The sequence below is a fragment of the Methylocella silvestris BL2 genome (assembly GCF_000021745.1).
Lineage (GTDB): Bacteria > Pseudomonadota > Alphaproteobacteria > Rhizobiales > Beijerinckiaceae > Methylocapsa > Methylocapsa silvestris.
Map to the genome: position 1 here is coordinate 1,321,615 of NC_011666.1, position 22,675 is coordinate 1,344,289.

Below are 22,675 nucleotides of genomic sequence, written 5' to 3' on the forward strand. Positions count from 1 at the left end.
CGTTGGCGACCAGCACGACAATTCATGAAGAGCACGGCCACCCGACGGGTTGGCGCCGCTATCTTTATTCGACCAATCACAAAGACATCGGCACGATGTATCTCATCTTCGGGATCATCGCCGGCGTCATCGGCGGCGTGCTCTCCGTGCTGATGCGCATGGAGCTTCAAGAGCCCGGCATTCAGATCTTCAACCATCTTGCGGTGTTGCAGGGCGCCGACGCCGACACGGCGAAGGACCTCGCCAAGAACCTCTACAACGTCACCATCACCATGCATGGCATCATCATGATCTTCTTCATGGTGATGCCCTCGCTCATCGGCGGCTTTGGCAACTGGTTCGTGCCGATCATGATCGGCGCGCCGGACATGGCCTTCCCGCGCATGAACAATGTCTCCTTCTGGCTGCTGCCGGCCTCCTTCACGCTCGGCGTCATGTCGATGTTCATGGAAGGCGCGCCGGGAATGCTGGGCTTTGGCGGCGGCTGGGTGATGTATCCGCCGCTGTCGGCGAACACCGGCCACCCCGGCCCGGCGATGGACTTCCTCATCCTGTCGCTGCACCTCGCCGGCGCGTCGTCCATCCTCGGGGCGATCAATTTCATCACCACGATCTTCAACATGCGCGCGCCCGGCATGACCTTGCACAAGATGCCGCTGTTCGCATGGTCGGTGCTCGTCACCGCCTTCCTGCTGCTCCTGTCGCTTCCCGTGCTCGCGGGCGGCATCACCATGCTGCTGACCGACCGCAATTTCGGCACCACCTTCTTCGATCCCTCGGGCGGCGGCGATCCGCTGCTGTTCCAGCATCTGTTCTGGTTCTTCGGCCATCCCGAAGTCTACATTCTGATCCTGCCCGGCTTCGGCATCATCAGCCACATCATCTCGACCTTCTCGAAGAAGCCCATCTTCGGCTATCTCGGCATGGCCTACGCCATGGTCGCGATCGGCGTCGTCGGCTTCGTCGTTTGGGCGCACCACATGTTCACGGTCGGCATGTCGCTCGATACGCAGCGCTATTTCGTCTTCGCGACCATGGTGATCGCGGTGCCGACCGGCGTAAAAGTGTTCTCCTGGATCGCCACCATGTGGGGCGGCTCGGTCTCCTACCGGCCGCCGATGATCTGGGCGACCGGCTTCGTGCTTCTGTTCACGATCGGCGGCGTGACCGGCGTCGTTCTCGCCAACGCCGGCATCGACCGCGCCCTGCACGAGACCTATTACGTCGTGGCGCATTTCCACTACGTGCTTTCGCTCGGAGCCGTCTTCGCGCTGTTTGCGGGTTTCTATTACTGGTTCCCGAAAATGTCGGGCTATCTCTACAATGAGACGCTCGCCAATGTGCATTTCTGGCTGATGTTCATCGGCGTCAACCTCACCTTCTTCCCGCAGCATTTCCTCGGCCTCGCCGGCATGCCGCGGCGCTATATCGACTATCCGGACGCCTACACCCTGTGGAACCGGATTTCGTCCTTCGGCTCCTATCTGTCGATCATCGGCGTCGGCCTGTTCCTTTACGTGGTTTACGACGCCTTCGCACGCAAACGCCTCGCCGGCGACAATCCCTGGGGCGCCGGCGCGACGACGCTCGAATGGACTTTGTCCTCGCCGCCGCCGTTCCATACCTTCGAGACGCTGCCGCGCATCACAGCGTCTTCGGACCATTAAGAACGCCGCGAGCGTTTGAACAATGCGCGAGGGCGCGACGAGCAAGCATCGCTTTTCGCGCCCTTCAAGAAAAGCCAGACGGCTCCCGTAAGAGCCGGCGACCCGCGCCGGCCGTCATGACGGGACCGCAATCTGGCGATGTTTGGGGAGAACGCTTGAGGCGTTTGCGCGACCGGCGCGGTCGCGCAATGCCGCCTTCCGAGCCTAGCCTCAACGCGAAAACGCTAACCTCGAAGCGGTCTGGTTTATGAGTTTCGTCAGCGACAGCAATACAGCCATCGACCAGGCCGCCATCTCGATCGCGAGCCCGGCGGATTATCTCGCGCTGATGAAGCCGCGGGTCATGTCGCTCGTCATTTTCACTGCCTTGACCGGCGTTTTGATCGCGCCGACCCATGTCAATCCGATCATCGGCTTCGCCTCCTTGCTCGCCATCGCCGCCGGCGCCGGCGCGTCGGGCGCCCTCAACATGTGGTATGATTCTGACATCGACGCCATTATGCGGCGGACGCAGAAGCGTCCCATCCCGGCAGGCCGGGTGGCGCGGGAAAGCGCGCTCGCCTTTGGGATGGTGCTCGCGCTTTTGTCGGTGATCACGCTCGGATTCGTCGCCAATTGGGCGGCCGCGGCCCTTCTCGCCTTCACAATCTTCTTTTACGTCGTCATCTACACGATGTGGCTGAAGCGCTCGACGCCGCAGAATATCGTGATCGGCGGCGCCGCCGGCGCTTTTCCGCCGATCGTCGCCTATCTTGCCGTCGCCGGTCAGGTCAGCCTGCCCGCGCTCGCGCTGTTCGCCATCATTTTCGTCTGGACGCCGCCACACTTCTGGGCGCTGGCCCTCGTCAAGGCCGGCGATTTCGAGCGCGCCGGCATTCCGATGCTGCCGAACGTCAAGGGGCCGGACCGCACGCGGCGGGATATTCTGCTCTACACGCTGCTCCTCGCTCCGATAGGCATGACGCCCTATTTCATCGGCTTCGCCTCGCCGGCCTATGGCCTTCTTTCCTTTGGCCTGGGCGGCGTCATGATTCTTCATGCGGTGCGAGTCTATCTGGCGCGCGAGGGAGATCAGGCAAACCGCGTCGCCATGCGCATGTTCGGCTTTTCGATTCTCTATCTTTTCCTGCTTTTCGCGGCGATCGTCGCCGAACGCATTCTCGCCCTGCTGCCGATCTCTAGCGCGACGCCGTGGTGAGCCGGCGCCGAAGGATGAAACTGTGACCGACAAGGCGCAAACGCCAGTGATGACGGGCGTCAAACTGACCCCCGAGCAGGAAAAGAGCCGGCGTCAGCGCAATCTGGCGCTCGCCCTTGCGATCGGCTTTTTCGTCGTGCTGTTTTATGTCGTGACGGTCGTCAAGCTCGGCCCCGCCGTGCTGGAACGGCCGTTCTGAGATGTCCATGAGCGCTTCGCCCGACCCGAAGTCGAACCTGCGCAAGGGACGCCTGATCGCGGCCGCCGCCGCCGCCGCCTGCCTCGCCATGCTCGGCCTGTCGTTCGCCGCCGTCCCGCTGTACCGCATGTTTTGCGCTGCGACCGGTTACGGCGGCACCACGCAGGTCGCGAGAACGGCGCCGGCGAACGCTGGCAAGCGCGAGCTGACGGTGCGCTTCGACGCCAATGTCGCGCCGGGACTGAACTGGAGCTTTGAGCCCGAAACGACGCAGATCAATCTTCGCACCGGGCAAACGGCGACCGTTTACTTCAAAATCGTCAACCGCTCGGACAAGCCCGTCTCGGCGATCGCCGGCTATAATGTCGGACCTGACAGCGCCGGGCTCTATTTTAGCAAGATCAGCTGTTTCTGCTTCAATGAAATGACCCTTGCGGGCCATGAGACGGCCGAGCTGCCGGTCGTCTTTTTTCTCGATCCGGCGCTCGAGGCGGAAAAGTCCCTCGCCGACGTCGACACGATCGTTTTGTCCTATACGCTTTTCGGCCAGAAGCCGAAGGGCAAGTTGGCCGCTGGAGAGAGCCCTTCCGGCAAAACGGGCAAGCCGCTGTGAGCGGCGAGTTAGGCGCGCCAGAGGCAAGATTAAGGAGCGGCGCATCGCGCGCCGTTGACGGCAACAGGCTCGGCTGAGCCTTTTTTGAAGCGGGAAAAGGGTCACATTCGATGTCGGACGCCCACGCCAAACCCAATCATGACTATCACCTCGTGGACCCGAGCCCGTGGCCGGTCCTCGCCTCCATCGCAGCGCTGTTCCTCGCGATCGGCGGCATCGTGTGGATGAAGCATCTGAGCTTTGGCGCCTTCGCCCCCGGCGGGCTGATCTTTGGCGTCAGCTTCATTGCGCTCGTCTTCATCGCCGCCTCATGGTGGTTCGACGTCATCAAGGAATCGGGCGCCGGCTACCACACGCCGGTGGTTCAGATCGGCCTTCGCTATGGCATGATCCTGTTCATCGCCTCCGAGGTGATGTTCTTCGTCGCCTGGTTCTGGGCGTTCTTCGATTCAAGCCTGTTCCCCGGTGAAGCGCAGGAATATCTCCGCGCCGAATTCACCGGCGGCGTGTGGCCGCCGAAGGGCATCGAAGCCATCGATCCGTGGCATCTGCCGCTCTTGAATACGCTGATCCTTTTGACTTCCGGCACGACCGTCACCTGGGCGCATCACGCTCTGCTGACGGGAGACCGCAAGGGATTGAAGGCGGGCCTTGCGCTCACCATCGCGCTTGGCGTCGTGTTCACCACGGTGCAGGCCTATGAATATATTCATGCGCCCTTCGCCTTCAAAGGCTCGATCTTCGGCGCCACCTTCTTCATGGCGACGGGATTTCACGGCTTTCACGTGATCATCGGCACGATTTTCCTCACCGTCTGCCTTCTGCGCGCCTTTGTCGGACAGTTGTCCCTGCGCCATCATCTCGGCTTCGAATTCGCCGCCTGGTATTGGCATTTCGTCGACGTGGTGTGGCTCTTCCTGTTTTCCGCCATCTATGTGTGGGGCTCGTGGGGCGCCGCCTTCGAGCATTGAGACCAGAGAAATCAGCAAAAAGGGCGGCTTCGAGCCGCCCTTTTTTAGACCGGCTCAATGAGCCCGTCGAGAAAAGCCGCCACCTCTGGAGAGCTTCGCAAGGCGGCGAGATCCGCCTCGGTCGGCAGCTGCGGCCGGTCGCGCGCCGCATTGACGAGGCAGAGAAAGCCGAGCGGCGCGTCGCGGCCGGCGCGGAACTGATGCCACACCATCGGCTCGATGGTCACGAGATCATGTGCGCCGAGCGCATATACGGCGTCGCCGACGAGGCACAACCCGCTGCCGCGTAGCGCCATCACCGCATGCATATGCTCGTGCCGCTCCAGCGTCGAGAAGCCGCCGGGCTCGATCTCGAAATAGCGTAATTCGCCGGCAAGGCGCGGATCGGAGGCAAGCGTTTGCCGCGAGATCGCCCTGAAGGGCGCCGTCGCGGCGTCCTTATAGGGGCGGCGCTCGACGCCCTCCCAGCGAAAAGCGCCGTCGAATTTTCGCACGGGGGCGCGGGACAGAGGATCGTCGCTCATCATCATGACTTGCCTGCTGCAATCGAAGCGTCTGCTCCGCGGAACATAGGACGGAGCCCATCTAAGCCCGATCCGATCCAAAGAGAAAATAGCGCTCAACGATAATGATGGCTGGCGACGGCCTCGACGAAGCGGCGCGTTTGCTCCGTCAGCGCCTCGCGCGGCGCGCTGAGCAGCGCCCCGCCGATCAGCAGCATGACGTCCCGCCCGTAGCGATCGAGCAGTTCCGGCGTGCGCTCGACGCTCATGCCGCCGGCAGGCGCCGGAATGCTCGGCTTAAGACCGTCATCGCCTGACAAAAGCGCGGCGGCGATGGCTTCGCAAACCGCCGGCGAATAGCCGAATCGGCCGCCATAATTGGGGAAAATGGCCACGTCGGCGCCAAACAGGCGAAACAGCCGCGCGAAAAGAACGGGCGAGATTGCGCGCCCGGTCATCGTCGGATGCGCCAGAAAAGCGAAATCGGGAAATTCCACGCGCAGCGCCTGAAAATTGGAGCAACCGGCGATCATCGGCGCAATCAGCGCGGCGTCGAGCCCCTCGCCGCGCGCCGCCAGAAGCTGCTGCCGCATCTGCGGATAGGAGCCTGAGAGACTTGGCGCATAGCGGGTGCGCCCTCCCGTCCGATCGCGCGCTTTGCGCACCGCGGCGGCGCAGGCGGCGATGCGCGCCTCGAAGCGCGAATAGGTCTGGTCGGCAAGGCCGTGATCGTCCTTGAGAAAATCGAGGCCGCCCATGGAGAGAGCGAAGGCGAGTTCGGCAAGTTCCGCCGCAGGCACGCCCTGCGGTTTCAGCGCCGAGCAGGTGAGCGCCCGGCCCGACGCGCCAGCCTCCGCGCGCAAGGCGGCAAGCCCGTGCGAGGGCCCGCCGAACGCGGCTGCGAGCGGCGCCGGCAAAATGGCGTCGACAAGCAACACATCCTCAAGCAGCGAGCTGTTGCCAAACAGCATGTTGAGCAATTGGCCAGCGTCGTAGCCGATCGTAGCAGCGGCGAGCTCAATGCGCGCCTCGAACCAGCCGCCGCCGCAATCCTCGATCGCCGCGACGCGCCCGACGATATTTTCACGCACGAAATCATCGCGCACGGCGGCGAGCGGCGCTTCGACGCTCTGTTCAAGCGCAATCGCCTCGGCGCGCGCCTCGACCTCGGCGGCGCCTGCGCGCAGCCTGTAGACGGCGGTGATCCAGCCGCTCAAATCCCGCCCTCGCCCAATTTTATCAGTCGCCTTTATCTCAAACCGATCCAGGCGAGAAACGGAACCCTCTCCTCGCCTTCAGCCCATCGCGGCCGGCCCTTGACCGGGGTGACGCCGATATAGGGCGACGGGTCCGCGTTCAATAGAGTTTGCGGCCTATGGCGAAGATAGGCGTCGAAAAAGGCGAGAAGATAGTCCTCCCGGATCGCCTTGACGCGGGACGGGTCCGCGAAGAACCAGCTCAGCCAATTGTCGCGGCCAAAGGCCCGGTCGTTGAAATTGGCGTGGACCGCATTGCGGAACCAGAAGCCGTATTTATCCGGCGATTCAAATAGCCGGCCATGCTCGCGCACCAGATCATCCTGCGCTTTGGCATAAGCGCGCGTCGCCGGATCGGGCGATGCAAACGCCTTGGCGTCGGGAAGCGGCTCATCATCGAAAAGCATCATATAGGGCTTCGCAATCCCGCCTTCGAGCGCGGGACCGAAGACCCAGCCGTCGAGATTGACCGCAGCGACGACGCGCGGATCGAGAATGGCCGCGTTTGCGGCGACGCTGCCGCCGAAGGAAAAGCCAAAAAAGCCGACGCGGTCGAAAGCGACATATTTCGCGAAATCGCCCTTGGCGCAGTCGGTCAGAATGTCCAGCGCCTGAAGCGCGACTTTCGCCTCGCCGATCGAATGCTCCGCGCCGCGCCGCAAGGTCGCCTGATAGGCGGCCTCGGACGAATAATCGAAAAACGACTGCGGCTGACCGGGCGGCGGCGTCCAGTCCAGATGGTTGATCGCGAGCACGACATAGCCATGGCTGGCCATCGCCGCGGTGGACGAATTATCGTCCCCGGCGTTTGCAAAGCCCGGAGCATAGAGCAGAAGCGGAAAGCGCCCCTGCGGGCCAGGATCGGCGAGGCGCGCGCGGGAGAGCGCCGCGCAATCGATTGGCGCCCCGCCGGACGCTTCCAGCTTCGCATCAGGCGCCGCCGGATACCAGATCCGGGCAAGGATCGGCGCGGAGGTCGCTTCCCCCTGCGCCTTCGGCGCCAGCGCGACAAAAGCCTCGCCGACGCGCAGGGGGCCTGAGGGCGAGGGCGGCGGCGGAGCGAAGGCCAGTCGCCAAAACGCCTTGGCGACGCGCGGAGCGGATGGTCCGAACATGACCGCGCCAAGGGCAAGGGCGATCGTCAATAGGGCGATCAGCGCTCGGGGAGCCTTGTCGGAGCGCCACGCCAACAACAGGCCGGCGAGCGCGATGACGAGCACGATCGCGCCGAGGATGAAGCCATAGCGACCCATCAGCTGGTCGAAGCGCAGATCAAGATATTTCATCATGGAGACATCTGCCGGGAAGGGCGGGCGGGAACCGTGAGCATCCAGCGGCGCGAGGGAGAGAGCCCGACGACGATGGCGCCGCATAACGACATTGCAGCCGTTTTACAAAAGCTGAACGACTTCGGCGAGCCATGCGCGAAAGACGACGCCGACGCCGCGCCTCAGTCCTTGGAAGAGCGGGCCGGAGCCCTGTACTCGCTGTCGATCTTTTCGAGTTCCGGACGCAGATAGCCGGCAATCTCACGGGCGCCCTCCTCGCGGAAGATGTCCTGATGCCATCCGGGGATCGAGTGAATGGCCAGCTTCTTGACAAGGCCGGACCAGCCCATGTTGGGATCGGCAAAGCGCGTCACGATTTCATCGCTGTTGAAAGCAATGACGTCCGAGGAAATCGGCTGAATCTTATAGGCGTTGCGCGCGACTTCGAGCGAAAACAAAAAGCGCCATTCCTCATGGTCGATCACCCGGCGCAACAATTTGTCGCCGTCGACAAGTCCGAGATAGGCCAGCGCCTCGAGCAGACGCGATTTCCGCACGATGGTGAAGCTTGACAGCATCTCGGCCAGCGACGCCGCGCCCGTGCGGACAGTGTCGATCCGGTGGCGTAATGTATGAAGCCGATAGTTGAATTGATAGATCAGCTTTCTGTACAGGGGCAGTGAGGCATGGTAGCCGGGCGCCCAAATATCCGAGAGGATCAGCAACGGAACTTCTTCGCCCGCCGCAATCAACTGCTGCGCGGATTCATAGGCGATCGCGCCCGCGACGCAGAGGCCGCAGAGGATGTAGGGTCCATGCGGCTGCGCCTCTCGAATGACGCGGACATAGTCGACCGCGATTTCTTCGAGCGTGCGCTCCGGAGGCTCGTCGCTCCCCGGCTCGATGAGCGGAACGCCGATAAACGGCCGGTCCGTGCCGATCTGGCGCGCCAGATTATAGTAAAGCACCGAATGGTTGATGGCGATGATCGTGGTCTTGTGGCCAAGAGGCTGGATCGGCACCAGGCGCTGGGTCGGCTCCGCGCTGCGCAGCTCTGGCAGCCTCGAAGCGAATTCCCGCAACGTCGGCGCGAGGAACAAGGTCAGCGGATCGAGCTTTACGCCGAATTCCGCAAAAACGCGCGACATCAGCCTGACCGTGAGCAGGGAATGGCCGCCAAGCTCGAAGAAATTCGATGCCGGCTTGATGGCGTCAACCTTGAGAAGATCGCTCCAGATCTTGCCGAGCCTCATTTCCACGGGGGTGAGCGCGGCTTCCGTTGCAGCCGGGACCGGCGGCGCAAGCGAGGGCGCGGGCGCCGGCAGGCCGCGCAGATCGACGTCTCCCCGAGCGGTGCGCGGCAAGGCCAAAAGGACGCTGATCCCCGCGGGCCTCGCCGCTCCCGAAGGCAGGATGGCGTCGAGATGGGCGGTAAGGATTCCGGGCAATGATTCGAGCGGCGCGCGCGACTCCGGGCGCGGCGCGATATAGGCGCAGGGCTGTTCGCGGCCGGCGCTGTCGGGCTTTAGCGCGACCGCCGCCTCCTTCACGTCCGGATGCTGAAGCAGCGCGGCCTCAATGGCGCCCAGTTCATCGCCGCGCCGGCGCGCGTCGATCAGATCGCGCGACGGCGGCGTCAGATCGGAGAGCTTCTGTTGCGGACGCCCCACCGCGAAGTCGAATGTCGCGAGCAGGAAGTCGAGCAGCTTCTCGGCCGTCTCGCGCTGGAATAGGTCGGGATTATATTCCATGGCCACGCGCCAGCCGCTCGGCCAATGGACCAGGAAAAAGAAGATGTCATAGAGCGAGCCGGCGGACAGCGAGGGCAATCCGAGCAATTCGAAATCGCCGTAGCGCTTGTGATCCATCACATCGCGCAGAACGGTGAAATTGAGCGAGATCAGCGGTGCGCGGCTCGGATCGCGCGGCGGATTGAGGAGTTCGACCAGTTTGTCGAACGGCATGCGCTGGTTGATCAGCGCGTCCTGCACCGTCCCGTTGACGCGTTTGAGGAACGCCTCGAAGCTCGGATCGCCCGACGCATCGAGGCGCATCACGAGATTATTCACGAACATGCCGATCATCGGCTCGAGGTCCGGATCGTTGCGATCGGCGATCTGGGTCCCGAAGACGATGTCGGATTCGCCCGAAAAGCGATGCAGCATCGCCCCCATCACCGCGCAGCCGAGGCTGAACAGGGTGAGATTTTGGCTGCGAGCAAAAGCCTCCATCCTATCCCCAAGCTCTGCGGGAAGGGTGGCGGCGAGGATTTCGCCATTGTAGGTCAGCGCGGGCGGTTTCTCGTGATCGGGGACAAGCTCGAAATAGGGAGCGCCGCCAAGCTGCTTCTTCCAGTAGCCGGCCTCTTCCTCGAATTCGCCGCTCGCCAGATATTCCTTCTGCCACAGGCAGTAGTCGCCATATTGAAGGGGCAGCGGCGGCAGATCGGCCGCGCGTTTGGCGGCGATGGCCGCAGCGGTCGTTCCAAACTCCTCGGCGAGCACACGAATCGACCAGCCGTCGAAAGCGATGTGATGCACCGTGACGAGCAGAAAGGCGCGCTCCAGCGACAGACGCAGGAAGGTCACGCGGATCGGCGGCGCGACCGAAAGGTCGAAGGATTTGCGCGCCTCGCGTTCGCCGAGCGCCAGCGCCTCCCTGGTCTGCTCGCTCTCGCTAAGCATGCTGAGGTCGATCACGCTCAGCCGAAAGGCGAGATGGGCAAGCGCCTCCTGCATCGGCTCGCCGTCTTCCTGCTCGAAGACGCGGGTGCGCAGAATCTCATGTCGATCGACAATTGCCTGGAAGGCCTGCTCCGCCGTTGCGGGCGTCAGTCGACCGGTGACCTCCCAACGCAACGCCACATTGAGCGCCGGATTGCCGGGATTGACCGCATTGAGGAACCAGAAGCGCTTCTGGGCGGACGAGCAGGGAAAGACCAGCCCTTCGACAGGGCTCATCGTTTCCGCTTCCGGACGCTGCACGCCGTTATCTGGCATGCAGTCGAATTCCTCTTCGCTTCTTGGCATCGTCACGCGGACGTTTCCTTAATCTGTGCTCCTCGCCTGAAGCTTTTAAGGGACGGCGCGGCGGATGGCGCCTTAGCTGCGGAGACGGATTTATCGCCAGCCGCCCCGGCGAGCTCCGCAATGGTAGGAAAGCGCATCAGATGGCGCGCCTCCAGACCCAAATTTTCCGCCATCATACGCGCGGCGATGCGGAACAAATGGATCGAATCGGCGCCCAGCGCGAAAATATTGTCATTGACGCCAATCTCGTCGAGCTGAAGCACCTCGCCCCAGATCGCCGCGAGCTTCGCCTCGAGCGGGGTGCGCGGCGCGGTGACGATGCGTTTGTGTTCACCTGATCCGACCTCCGGCTGCGGCAGCGCCTTGCGGTCGAGCTTGGCGTTCGGCGTGAACGGCAGGGCGTCGAGCCGCATCCAGAGCGCAGGCGCCATATAGTCCGGCAGCCGTTGCGCGGCGTAGGACGAAAGCTCCTGCGCGAGTATCGGCTGCGCCGCCACATAATAGCCGACGAGACGAGGGGTTCCCTGCGGCGGCGTCTGGACCGCGGCGGCAAAGGCCGACACGCCGGGACATTGCCGCATCGCCGCCTCGATTTCCTCGAGTTCGATGCGGAATCCGCGCAATTTGACCTGCGCGTCGACGCGGCCGAGGACTTCGATGCTTCCATCGGCGAGGCGACGCGCAAGATCGCCCGTGCGATACAGCCGCTGCGGACCGCTGTCGTCGACGGCGATATTGAAGAAAGCCGCTGTGTCGAGATCCGGACGGCGGAAATAGCCGATCGCAAGGCCAAGGCCGCCGATGAACAATTCGCCGACGACGCCGGGGGCTGCAAGTTGATGCGCCTTGTCGAGCACATAAAGCCCGGTGTTTGCGACCGGCTCGCCGATGGTGATCGGCGCCGGCGCCGGCTTGACCCTGCCGATCGAGGACCAGATCGTCGTCTCGGTCGGGCCATAAACGTTCCACAGCTCGCCGTCATTTGCGAGCAGCAGATCGGCGAGATCGCGCGGCAGCGCCTCGCCGCCGCACAGCATCCGCAGGCCCGGGCGCGGCTTGAACCCCGCCTCCGTCAGCATCCGCCAGAGCGAGGGCGTCGCCTGGACGATCGTCGTTTCGGGCTTTTCGATCAGAGCGGCGAGGCCAAAGCCGCCGCGCACGTCGTCTCGGCTGGCGATGACGACCGTCCCGCCGGTGATCAGCGGCATATAGAGCTCCAGCGCCGCGATATCGAAAGAGATCGTCGTCGCCGCGACGAGCGTGTCGCGCGGGCCGGCCTCGAGCTTGCGCGCAATCGACCACAGGAGATTGGCGACGGAGCGATGGGCGATCTCGACGCCTTTCGGAACGCCCGTCGAGCCGGAGGTGAAGATCACATAGGCTGGCCGCGCGCCATCGGAAGGAAACGCCGGCGCCGTTGCAGGGCGCGCAGCGATCGCCGCGGCGTCGGCGTCGAGCCGGACGACAGGCGTCCCCGAGGCCATTGCGCCCATGAAGGCGTTGTCGCTGACGATGGCCGACACCGCCGCATTGTCCAGCACCAGCCGCAGCCGCGCCGCCGGGTGGCTCGGATCGAGCGGGACATAGGCGCAGCCCGTCTTCATGACCGCCAGCAGAACGACCAGCATGTCGAGCGAGCGTTCGGCGGCGACGCCGATGCGGGCGGAGGAATCCTTGACGACCGCGGCAAGATGATTGGCGAGCCGGTTGGCGCGTTCGTCGAGCTGGCGATAGGTCAGCGCGGATTCGCCAAAGCGCGCGGCGACGGCGTCCGGCGTCTTGGCGGCCTGCGCGGCGAAGAGCTCATGCACCGGCCGCAGATCGAGATCGTCCGCGGCCGTGTCGTTGAGGCCTTTGGTCAACCAGTTGCGCTGTTCGGCCGACAACAGCGGAAGCGCCGCGATCGGACGCGCCGCGTCGTCGGCGACGGCGCCGAGGAGGCTGCGGTAATGACCGATCCAGCGCTCGACAGTCGCCTCGTCGTAGAGGTCGGTATTGTAGTCGCAGTCGATGCGCAGCCCGCCGTCCTGTTCGGTGACGTTGAAGAAGAAATCGAAGATCACCGCGGCCTTGGGATTGGACTGCGCCTCGACCTCAAGCCCCTTCAGGTGGATCTTGTCGCCGAGCTTTTCGAGATTGAACTGGACCTCGACGAGCGGGCGCCGCCCGGCTTCGCGCGGCCGATCCATCTTGCGCACCAGCGTGCCGAGGGTGAAGCTCTGATGCTCATAGGCGGCGAGAACGCCTTGGCGCGTCGCCGCAAGGTGCTCGGCCATGGTCGCGCCGTCGCTCCAGCGCGCGCGCAGCGGCAGGAAATTGACGCAATGCCCGACGAGGCTGTCGGCTTCGGCGAGCGACTGCCCCGCCGCGGGAATTCCGACGACGACCTCATTCTGGCCGGCAAGGCGCGCAAGCATCACTTCGAAGCTCGCAAGCAGCGCGACAAAAAGCGTGCAGCCCTGTTTCGCCGTCGCCTTGCGGAAGCGCTGCGTCAGATCGGCGTCGATCCGGCGCGTCAATGTCGCTCCAGCGAAGCTTTTCTGCAAGCGGCGCGGCCGGTCCGTCGGCAGTTCGAGCGGCGGCGGCGGCGGCGTGAACTGCGGCAGCCAGAAGGCGTCGACTGCCGCGCCTTCGCGTTTCTGCCGCGCGCGCTCCTCCGCGCCATAGCGCAGGAACGACATGGGCGGCGGCAAATCCGCCGCGACATCGGCGACGATCTCCTCGTACAGCTTCGTCACCTCGTCGATGATGACGTTGAACGACCAACCGTCGCAGACGATGTGATGCGCCGTCAGCGCCAGAGCGTGATCGTCCGCGGCGAAGCGAGCAAGGCTGGCGCGGATCACCGGCCCGGCGACGAGATCGAAAGGCGTGCGCGCGTCCTGCGCCAGAGCCGCCCGCCATGAGGCTTCGGCCTCGGCCCGCGGCAAATCAGACAGATCGCGCGGCTCCAGCGTCAGCGTCAGCTCGGGCTGGATCTGCATACGCGCGCCGTCCGCCGTGAACACGGCCCGCAAGGCGTCGTGCCTGGCGATGACCTTGTTTAGGGCGGCCTCGAGCGCGTCGCGGTTCAGATCGCCGCGAAGCCGCAAGGTGACTGATTCATTGAAGGCGCAGGACGCTTCGTCCGAAAGCTGGGCCGAAAGCCAGATTTCGGTCTGCGCTTCGGTCAGCGGACCATCCGTTTCGGGCTCGGGGCCAAGCCCCGCGGGCGCCGGCAGGAAGTCCGCCTTTTGCATCGCAGTGACGCTGTCCTCAAAGGCCCGGGCGATCGCCTCGACGTCGGCCTCGCTGTGGGCCGTTGTGAGGAAGCAGGGATAATGCTCCTGGATATAGACGCCGCGCTCGAGCATGAGCGGATAGAACAGGCCCGCATAGCGGGAGATATTGCCGAAATTGAAGAAGAACAGGCTGCCGAAACTCTCGATCTGGAGATCGACGCCGCGCTGGCGCAGGAAATCGCTGAGGCGCTGAACCAGTCCCGCCGTGCGGGCCGAGACGGCCTCCTGCAGGGCCGGGCCTTTTTCTTTCAGATGATTGAGCACGGCCCAGACCGCCGCCATCACAAGCGGATGGCGCACGAAGGTGCCAGCGAAGAAGGTCATGCCGGTTTCAGGGTAGCTGTCGTCGCCATAGCGCCATTGGCCGCCGTCGAGCGCGTCCATGAACGCCGCCTTGCCGGCCAATATGCCGACCGGCAGGCCGCCGCCGACGACCTTGCCATAGGTCGCAAGATCGGCGCGGATGCCGAACAGATGCTGCATCCCGCCCGGATGCATTCGGAAGCCGGTCACGACCTCATCGAAGATCAGCGCCGCCCCGGATTTTTCCGTGATGGCGCGGATTTCTTTCAGGAACTCCAGCGGCCGCAGATCGGGATGGCGGCTTTGCACCGGCTCGACCAGCACGGCGGCGAGGTCGTCGGCGTGGGTTCTGATCCAGTCGAGCGAGTCCGGCGCGCCATAGGGCAGCACCACCATGTTCTCGACCGATTTATTGGGGATGCCGGCGGCGGCGGGCATGGCGCGGGCGACGCCCGAGCGTAGCGCGCCCTTGACGAGAACCTCGTCGAACTGGCCATGATAATCGCCGGTGAAGGTCACGATCGTCGACCGGCCGGTCACGGTGCGCGCAATGCGCATCGCCGCCATGACCGCCTCGGAGCCGGTGTTGCAGAAGGTCACGCGCTCATTGCCGGTCATTTCCGAGAAGAGCGCCGCCACCTTGCCGGCAAGATGGGACTGCGGTCCGATCGCGAAGCCCTGTTTCAGCTGCGCGGCGACGGCGTCGACGACGAAAGGCGCGGCATGGCCGAAGAAGGTCTGGCCGTAGCCATTGACGAGATCAATGTAGTCATTGCCGTCGACGTCATAGATGCGCGAACCCGCCGCGCGGTCGCTGACCACGGGATAGACGAGATCCTTCCATTCCGGCCGGAAGCCGGCCGCGGCGCGCGGATCGGCGAGCACAGGGCGGTATTCCGCCGTCATCCGTTTCGACGAGGGCGAGCGCGCGTTGAAGCGCTCCGTCAATTCGGCGAGCGCGCGCTGCTGAATTTCATTCATGTCGGCCGCCGGCGCGGAGCGGGCCGCGGCCAGGAGCTCGAAGCGGGATTTCGGCTCATCGCCGGACGGAGCGGCTGCGGCGGAGGCGGCAGCGGCCAGGCTCGGCGCGGGCGTGGGAGCCCGGGCGGCTGGGGCCGGCGCAGCGACAGCAGCGGCAGGCGACGCTGCCGCCGCGGGCGCGCCACCGAGAGCAGCGAGTTGATTGGCCATCAGCCGGCTCATCGTTTCGAGCTGATCGCGAATGATCTGCTCCACGCCCGAGGCGCCGGCGCCGAGCAGCGGCAGGGAAGAGGCCGCGGGCGTCGCGAAGGCCGCAGCCGCAAGCGGCGCGGCGGCGGGCGCTTGCGCGGCGGCGACAGCGGGGGCTGGCGCGGACGGCTGATAGGCGGCGCGGATCTCCGGCGGCAGCACCTCTTCGATATGGGCGGCAAGCGCCGGAATGGTGGCGAGATCGCCCAACAATTGCCGGAACGTCAGCTTGACCTTGAAGTCGCGCTGGAGCTGTTGCGTCACTTGGCTGAGGAACAGCGAATCGAAGCCCATTTCGAGGAAGGTCGCGTCAGGCGCGGCGTCGGCGACGGATTCGCCGGACAGACTCTCGAGAAGATCGACAAGATGTTTTTGCAGCTTCTCGATGGTTCCGGCGGCCGCGGGGGCTGAATCGAATTGCGATGTCGTCATGGGTGCTGCAGCCATTGGCGGAAAAATCTCATGTGTCGGAAATGCCGGAGAGGCGCCGGCGGCGAGCGACGCCAAAACTTCGGGCTCGCGCGGCGCGATGTTCGAGACCGCCGCAGCCGCATGCGCGACAGGCGGCGCCTCAAGCCAGTGGCGCGCGCGCTCGAAAGGATAAGTCGGCAGCGGAACCCGCAGCCGCCTTTCGTTCGAATAGACCGCGCGCCAGTCGATTGCGACGCCGGCGCACCAGAGCTGAGCCGTGGCGCGCGCGAAGACCTCCATATCGGACGCCTCGCGTGAGGCCTCGGGCAGCGAGGCGACCACGGCGTCCGGCGCGTTCCCCGCGCCGCATTGCCGCGCCAGCGCCGACAAAGCGAGGCCTGGCCCGGCCTCGATCAGGATCGGATCGACCCCCGCGGCGTCGAGCAGGGTTTTGAGGCCCGCGGCAAAGCGCACCGGCTCACGGCAATGGGCGGCCCAATAATGGGGCGAAACCGCCTCCTCGGCCGTCAGCCAGCCCCCTGTCGTCGACGAGATTAGCGGCGCAGTCGGCGGCGAAAGCTTCACGCCTTCGACCACTTTCCGCAGGGCGTTCGCGGCCGGCTCCATCATGGGCGAGTGGAAGGCATGCGACGTGTGCAGGCGCCGCGTCATGACGCCTTGCGCGGACAATTGCGCGTCGAGCGCAGCGATCGCCTCATCCGGCCCGGCGGCGACGCAGAGCTTTGGCCCGTTGACGGCGGCGAGCGCGACATCGCCCTTCAGATAGGGGAGCAGCTCCGCTTCCGGCAGGCGCACCGCCATCATCGAGCCAGACGGCATCTCCTGCATCAGCCGGCCGCGCGCGGCGATGAGGCGCAGCGCGTCCTCATGCGAGAACACGCCGGCGAGGCAGGCGCCGACGAATTCGCCGACGCTGTGCCCGATCATCATCTGCGGCGCGACGCCGCGCTGGCGCCAGAGCTCGGCCAGCGCCAGACCCACGGAGAACAGAGCGGGCTGCGCGAATTCGGTCGCCTGCAGCGCCTGCGCGGACAGCCGCCCAGGCTCGTCGCCATAAAGGAGCGCGCAGAGATCGGCGTTCAGGATCGGCCGCAGGATTTCGGCGCTGCGCCGCATGCTGTCGGCGAAGGCCGGCTCGGTCTCGAACAGACCGTGCCCCATGGCCGGATATTGCGCGCCCTGCCCCGGGAACATGAAGGCGATCTTGCGCGGCTCCGCCTTCGGGACGCCGAAGACCAGGTCCCGCCCCGATATCAGCGCGGCCGAAGCGGCGGCCGCATCGTCGGCGACGATCGCGGCGCGATGGGCGAAGGCGCGCCGCCCGACCGCCATCGTAAAGGCGACGTCTGCGAGCGGCGCCTGCGGCTTTTCGGCGAGATAAGCCGCGAGATTCTCTCGCGACTTTTCGAGCGCGGCGGCGCTGCGCGCGGAAACGCAGATGATCTGCGTCGGCCGGCCTGACGCCTCCGAGACGGCGAGGGGCGCTTCTTCCAGCACGATATGGGCATTGGTGCCGCCGACGCCGAAGGCGCTCACGCCGGCGCGGCGCGGCTCCGCCTCCTGCGGCCAGTCTCGCCATGTCTTGTTGACATAGAACGGGCCGCCCTCGAAGGCGATGTGCGGATTGGGCGTCTCGAAATGGAGCGTCGCCGGCAATTGCTTCGTTTTGAGCGCGAGCGCCGTCTTGATGACGCCGGCGACGCCGGCCGCGGCGTCGAGATGGCCGACATTCGGCTTCACCGAGCCGAGCGCGCAGAAGCCGGTGTCGTCGGTGCTCGCGCGGAACGCCCGGGTGAGGCCGGCGACCTCGATCGGATCGCCCAGCGGCGTCGCCGTGCCGTGACATTCGACATAGGAGATCGAACGCGCCTCGACCTCCGCGTTGGCGAGGGCGGCGGCGATGACCTCCCACTGCCCGTTGACGCTTGGCGCCGTGAAGCCCGCGCGCGCCGCGCCGTCATTGTTCAGCGCCGTCCCGCGGATAACGGCGTAGATCGTGTCGCCGTCGGCGATGGCGTCTTCGACCCGCTTCAGCAAGACGACGCCGGCGCCGCTGCCGAACACCGTGCCGTCGGCCTTGGCGTCAAAGCTGCGCACATGTCCAGTCGGCGAGACCATCGCGCCTTCAAGCGCGAGATAGCCGCGCTTTTGCGGGAAGGTGATCGAGACGCCGCCGGCGAGCGCCATGTCGGATTCATACAGGAGCAGGCTTTTGCACGCCTCGGCGATGGCGACAAGCGAGGTCGAGCACGCGGTCTGGATCGTCATCGCCGGGCCGCGCAGGCCAAGCTTATAGGAGAGCCGCGTCGCGAATACGTCCGGCAGCGCGCCGATCAGTTCGCCATAGCTGCCGACCTGATAATTGCTGGTGAACAGCTCCACCGCCGCGCGGTCTTTCAGGACGTTGCGCAGGAAATAGGTGCTCATGCTGCAGCCGGCGAAGACGCCGATGGCGTCCTTGTAGGTGGCCGGATCGTAGCCCGCATCCTCCAGCGCCTGCCAGGCGCATTCGAGGAAAACGCGATGCTGCGGATCGGTCAGTTCCGCCTCGCGCGCATGCATTGCGAAAAAGCCCGCGTCGAAATTCTCGACGCCTTCGAGGATCGAGCGGGCGCGTACGAAATTCGGATCGCCCCGCACGCTGGGGTCGAAGGCGTCCTCAAGCTCGGCGTCGGTGAAATGGCTGATCGATTCGACATTTTCGCGCAGATTGCGCCAGAACGCGGCGACATCGTCCGCGCCCGGAAACCGACCGGCCATGCCAATGATAGCGACACCCGGCGGCGTCTCGACGGCGACGTTCTCTTTCATGCGCCCCGCCTCAGTTGACGGAGACGGCGCGGCGGCGCGAGGCGCGTTTTAGAGCCTCCGCCTGACGCTGCTTGCGGAGAGAGAGTTCGTCCAGCGCCTGTCTGTCCGCGGAGGCCGCCTCGATCGCGCCCTCCGCCGCCGGGACCGCGCGGCTTTTGAGATGGGCCGCGAGCGAACGGACAGTCGTGAATTCGAACAGCGCGGTCATCGGCGCGTCGATGTGAAATTCCTTCAGTATTTCTTCCTGCAAAGCCATTACGTCCAGCGACGCCCCTCCCAGATCGAAAAAATTGGAGTCGAGGCCGACCGAGCCGACCTTCAGAATTTTGCTCCAGAGGGCGGCGAGCCGCCGCTCCACGTCGTCGGCGGCCAAAATCGCCGGCGCCGCGGTTTGTTCGTCTGCGCCGCCAAGCTCGGGCAGAGCCGCGCGGTCGACCTTGCCGTTTGGCGTTCGCGGCAGTTCATCAAGGATCATGAAATGCGCAGGAACCATATAATCAGGCGCAATCTCGAGCATGCTATGACGCAATTCTCCGAGTTCAAGCGTCGCGCCGCCTTGAGCCGTGACAAAAGCAATGATTTGCCGCTCGCCATCTGTGCGGGATCGCACAAGCGCAGTGGCGTCGGCGACCTGCGGCAAGCGCCGGATCAGGGCTTCGACCTCATCGACTTCGACGCGCTTGCCGCGAATTTTCACCTGGCGGTCGACGCGGCCGATAAATTCGACGATTCCATCGGCGCGCTGGCGCACGAGATCGCCGGTCCGATACATGAGGCGCCCCGGCTCGCCGCAGAAGGGATCGGCGAGGAATTTCTCGGCCGTCAGCTGCGGACGATTGAGATAGCCGAGCGCGACTCCCTCGCCGCCGGCGAAAAGCTCGCCTTCTTCGCCGGCGCCGGCGCGGGAGAGGTCCGGGCCGAGCACATACACGTCAGTGTGATCGATCGGGCGGCCGATCGGGATCGCAGCGTCCGGCGCGATATCGCGGGGAATTTCGTAGCAGCAGGTGAAGGTTGTGTTCTCGGTCGGGCCATAGCCATTGACGAGGCGGCAGTCCGGCAGCGCGTCGAGCGCGCGGCGCACATGGCGCGGCGATAGGACGTCCCCTCCGGCGAGGAGCAGCCGCAGCGGCTTCAAGATCTCGATCTGGCGATCGACGATGGCGTGGAACAGGCTGGCGGTCAGCCAGGCCGCGGTGACGCCGTAGTCTTTGATCGCGGCGCCGAGTTCGGCGAAGCTTGGATGATTCTCTGCGACGATGGCGATCGCGGCCCCATTCAGAAGCGCGTTCCAGATCTCGAAGGTCGAGGCGTCGAAGGCGAGCGGCGCGAATTGCAGAACGACGTCGCGGGACCCGAGATCGGCAAAGCTGTTGAAGGCGAGCCGCGTCACGGCGCGATGCGGGACGACGGCGCCTTTCGGGCGGCCGGTCGTGCCGGACGTATACATGACATAGGCGGGACTCTCGCCGCTTGCCGCCTCCGGCAGCGGCGAATCGTCCTCGTGCGCGATCGCCGCCGCTTCCGCATCGATCAGGATCGTCGGCGCAGTCCAGAGATTGGCTGCGCTCGCATTCGAAGTCATGGAGGCGGCGGAGACAACGACCGCTGGCGCGGCGTCCGCCGTGATGAAGGCGAGATGGTCGGCCGGATAGGACGGATCCAGCGGAGCGAAGGCGGCTCCCGTCTTCAGCGCGCCGATCATCGCGATGATCGCCTCCGGCGAGCGCGGCAGATAGAGGCCGACGATTGATCCGGGCAGAACGCCTTTGGCGGCAAGATAGCGGGCAAAGCGGTTCGAGCGGCGATCGAGCTCCGCGAAGGGAATGGTCTTATGCCCATCATATAGAATGGCCGGACGATCGGCGTAGTTGTCCGCCGCCTCCAACAAGAAAGAATGAATCGTGCGGCGGCGATCGAAGCTTGGCGCGGGGGATGCCGGTTGCGGCTGTCCGGAATGGTGTGAACTCACTTCAGGTCTCCATTCAGGAATGACGCTTCTGAACCCGCTTAAATCCGCGGCGCAGGCGCCAAACAGCCGATTTCATGTCTGCAGCTTTGAATTTAAAGCGAATGTTCAACTTCCAACGCCACCGCGAACTTAATAACTGTAGCGCGATCCGGCAAAGCGATTTTTATTAATGTGGCAAAAATGCGAACGATAATGCAGGTATTTCGAGCGGGCTTAGCCTCTCATCTACCGCCGCGCGCAACGACACATGCCTCCTTTAACGCTATCTATGAACAGATCGGCGCGATGCAATGTCGATAACGGCGATCGCGTCGCCACGAAGGTTAGGCGGCCGGGTAGGTCCTGATTGCGCCGAGGAAATCTTGGCCGCAACGGATTCGCCGCAAAGGTCTGTTCGATCTAAGAAATTCGCCGCCTCAACAATGACGCCGTTTATCGCGGACATTCGCGAATTGGCGAGTGGAAATCTTATGTCTGGTCTCCTGCGAGACTCTTGCGCTTAAAATGCATCCTTGCGCCATTCCCTCCAGCGGAACGGTGACGCTTAATCAATCCGACGAGCCAAAAGCCGCCCATCTCTGTCATCTGTTCGGCGCGACGCCTTCCGCGCGACAATTGCTGACCGCGGATAGAATAGCTCCATTACTATCATAGGTTTGCCGGATTCACAATCGCTCCCCGCGCGCTCCGCCGCTTTGGTTTCAGCGCGCGCCTGACGCTTTTGTGCTATGGAGCCGCGCCGTTCCGCGGCAGGATTGGATCTTGCCGCGCGACGGCTTTTCTTTCGAGGTTTCAATGATTGAGCAAGCCGCTAACCGCCCGCCATCGGTGCTGTCCGTTGGGCTCAAGGGGCGTTGCCCGCGGTGCGGGAAAGGCAAGCTCTTCAAAGGGATTCTTGAACTCGCGCCCCGCTGTGGGGTCTGCGGGCTCGACTATGGCTTCGCCGATTCCGCCGATGGCCCAGCGGTCTTCGTATCGCTCCTCGGCGGCTTTCTCGTTCTTGGCGCGGCGCTTTGGACCGAACTCGTCTATGAGCCGCCGATGTGGGTTCACCTTGTGCTGTTTCTGCCGCTCACCCTCATCGTCTGCCTCGGCCTGGCTCGCCCGCTGAAAGGGCTGCTAGTCGCGCAGCAATATCGCACCAAGGCTGAGGAAGGGCGGTTCGACCGTTGACGGAGCAAAGGCCGCCGATTGGGCGCCGCAGCCTCGCTTTCGCCGCCGCCGCGACCCTTGCCGCCTGCGCCCTGCTCGTTGGCTTGGGCCTCTGGCAATTGCAGCGCCTCGCCTGGAAAGAGGAGCTGATCGCGAAAGTCGCCGCGCGCGCCGGCGCAGCTCCCGCGCCGCTGCCGCCGGAGAGCGACTGGGCGACGCTCAAGCCCGAGGATTACGAATACCGTCATGTGCGTTTCGAGGGCGTCTATGAACTCGACAAGGAGGCGCTGGTGTTTCGCGCCGCCGGCGGCGCGCTGCGCCAGCCGGGATATTTCGTGCTGACGCCGGCAAGGCTGGCGTCAGGCGCCGCTGTCATCGTCAACCGCGGCTTCGTTCCGCTGGCGCAAAGGGATCGCGCCGCGCGGCCGGAGCCGGCGAGCGGGTCGCCGCAGCCTGTCACCGGGCTGATGCGCCAGCCGGAGCCGCGCAATCTGTTCACCCCCGCCGACGATCCCGCCAGAGGCGAGTATTTCACCCGTGATCCGGCCCTCATCGCCGCGCGTTTTGGCCTGACCCGCGCCGCGCCCTTCAGCATCGACGCCGACCGCGGCGGGGCGGCGAGCGGACCCGAGGGCGGGGCGACGGAAATCGCCTTTCCCAACAATCATCTGTCCTACGCCCTCACCTGGTTTGGCCTCGCTCTTGGCCTTGCGGGCGTGTTTGCCGTTTTCGTCTGGCAGAACCGCCGGGCGATTCGCTAAATTGCGCCATATTCTCCTGATTTTCGTTG

General features: G+C 64.7%; 13 protein-coding genes. 7 read left to right on the top strand and 6 right to left on the bottom strand.

Translation table 11 applies throughout. The features are described from left to right. Positions 1–2: 2 nt before the first annotated feature. From ctaD to MSIL_RS06375, 5 genes are all read left to right on the top strand, one after another. Complete coding sequence (gene ctaD, locus MSIL_RS06360) at positions 3–1,667, top strand: cytochrome c oxidase subunit I (RefSeq protein WP_012590277.1); 1,665 nt, start codon at positions 3–5, stop codon at positions 1,665–1,667. 247 nt (positions 1,668–1,914) lie between these two features. Beyond that, positions 1,915–2,865, top strand: coding sequence for a heme o synthase (locus MSIL_RS06365; RefSeq protein ID WP_012590278.1), 951 nt, complete (start codon positions 1,915–1,917; stop codon positions 2,863–2,865). A gap of 22 nt (positions 2,866–2,887) precedes the next feature. After that, positions 2,888–3,064 carry a hypothetical protein gene (locus MSIL_RS21610; protein ID WP_012590279.1) on the top strand — a complete coding sequence of 59 codons (177 nt, stop codon included), beginning with the start codon at positions 2,888–2,890 and terminating at the stop codon, positions 3,062–3,064. Between the two features lie 7 nt (positions 3,065–3,071). Further along, the gene (locus MSIL_RS06370; protein WP_012590280.1) at positions 3,072–3,677 is read left to right on the top strand and encodes a cytochrome c oxidase assembly protein; all 606 of its coding nucleotides are present in this window, start codon (positions 3,072–3,074) and stop codon (positions 3,675–3,677) included. Positions 3,678–3,787: 110 nt separating this feature from the next. After that, a complete protein-coding gene (locus tag MSIL_RS06375) occupies positions 3,788–4,648 on the top strand; it encodes a cytochrome c oxidase subunit 3 (protein ID WP_012590281.1) in 861 nt (286 codons plus the stop codon). 44 nt (positions 4,649–4,692) lie between these two features. Here the strand turns inward: MSIL_RS06375 and MSIL_RS06380 are convergent, their stop codons facing one another. The 6 genes from MSIL_RS06380 to MSIL_RS06405 all read right to left on the bottom strand — a co-directional run bounded on the left by MSIL_RS06380 (position 4,693) and on the right by MSIL_RS06405 (position 20,652). Further along, positions 4,693–5,172, bottom strand: a complete 480-nt coding sequence (locus tag MSIL_RS06380; RefSeq protein ID WP_041368620.1) for a cupin domain-containing protein — start codon at positions 5,170–5,172, stop codon at positions 4,693–4,695. Positions 5,173–5,267: 95 nt separating this feature from the next. Next, on the bottom strand, positions 5,268–6,368 hold the full coding sequence (locus MSIL_RS06385) for a RuBisCO large subunit C-terminal-like domain-containing protein (RefSeq protein WP_012590283.1): 1,101 nt from the start codon (positions 6,366–6,368) through the stop codon (positions 5,268–5,270). Between the two features lie 32 nt (positions 6,369–6,400). Further along, positions 6,401–7,696 (bottom strand): alpha/beta hydrolase, encoded by a 1,296-nt coding sequence (locus tag MSIL_RS06390; protein ID WP_012590284.1) that lies wholly within the window; start codon positions 7,694–7,696, stop codon positions 6,401–6,403. A 161-nt stretch (positions 7,697–7,857) separates the two neighbouring features. Next, positions 7,858–10,674, bottom strand: coding sequence for a condensation domain-containing protein (locus tag MSIL_RS20060; RefSeq protein ID WP_012590285.1), 2,817 nt, complete (start codon positions 10,672–10,674; stop codon positions 7,858–7,860). Between the two features lie 32 nt (positions 10,675–10,706). Further along, positions 10,707–18,761 (bottom strand): hybrid non-ribosomal peptide synthetase/type I polyketide synthase, encoded by an 8,055-nt coding sequence (locus tag MSIL_RS06400; RefSeq protein ID WP_012590286.1) that lies wholly within the window; start codon positions 18,759–18,761, stop codon positions 10,707–10,709. Positions 18,762–18,771: 10 nt separating this feature from the next. Beyond that, positions 18,772–20,652, bottom strand: a complete 1,881-nt coding sequence (locus tag MSIL_RS06405; protein WP_148213037.1) for a non-ribosomal peptide synthetase — start codon at positions 20,650–20,652, stop codon at positions 18,772–18,774. Between the two features lie 876 nt (positions 20,653–21,528). Between MSIL_RS06405 and MSIL_RS06410 the strand changes: the two genes are divergently transcribed. Then, positions 21,529–21,906 carry a DUF983 domain-containing protein gene (locus MSIL_RS06410; protein WP_012590288.1) on the top strand — a complete coding sequence of 126 codons (378 nt, stop codon included), beginning with the start codon at positions 21,529–21,531 and terminating at the stop codon, positions 21,904–21,906. Beyond that, positions 21,903–22,646, top strand: coding sequence for an SURF1 family protein (locus MSIL_RS06415; protein ID WP_012590289.1), 744 nt, complete (start codon positions 21,903–21,905; stop codon positions 22,644–22,646). The genes MSIL_RS06410 and MSIL_RS06415 overlap by 4 nt, the downstream gene beginning before the upstream one ends. Positions 22,647–22,675: the final 29 nt, after the last annotated feature.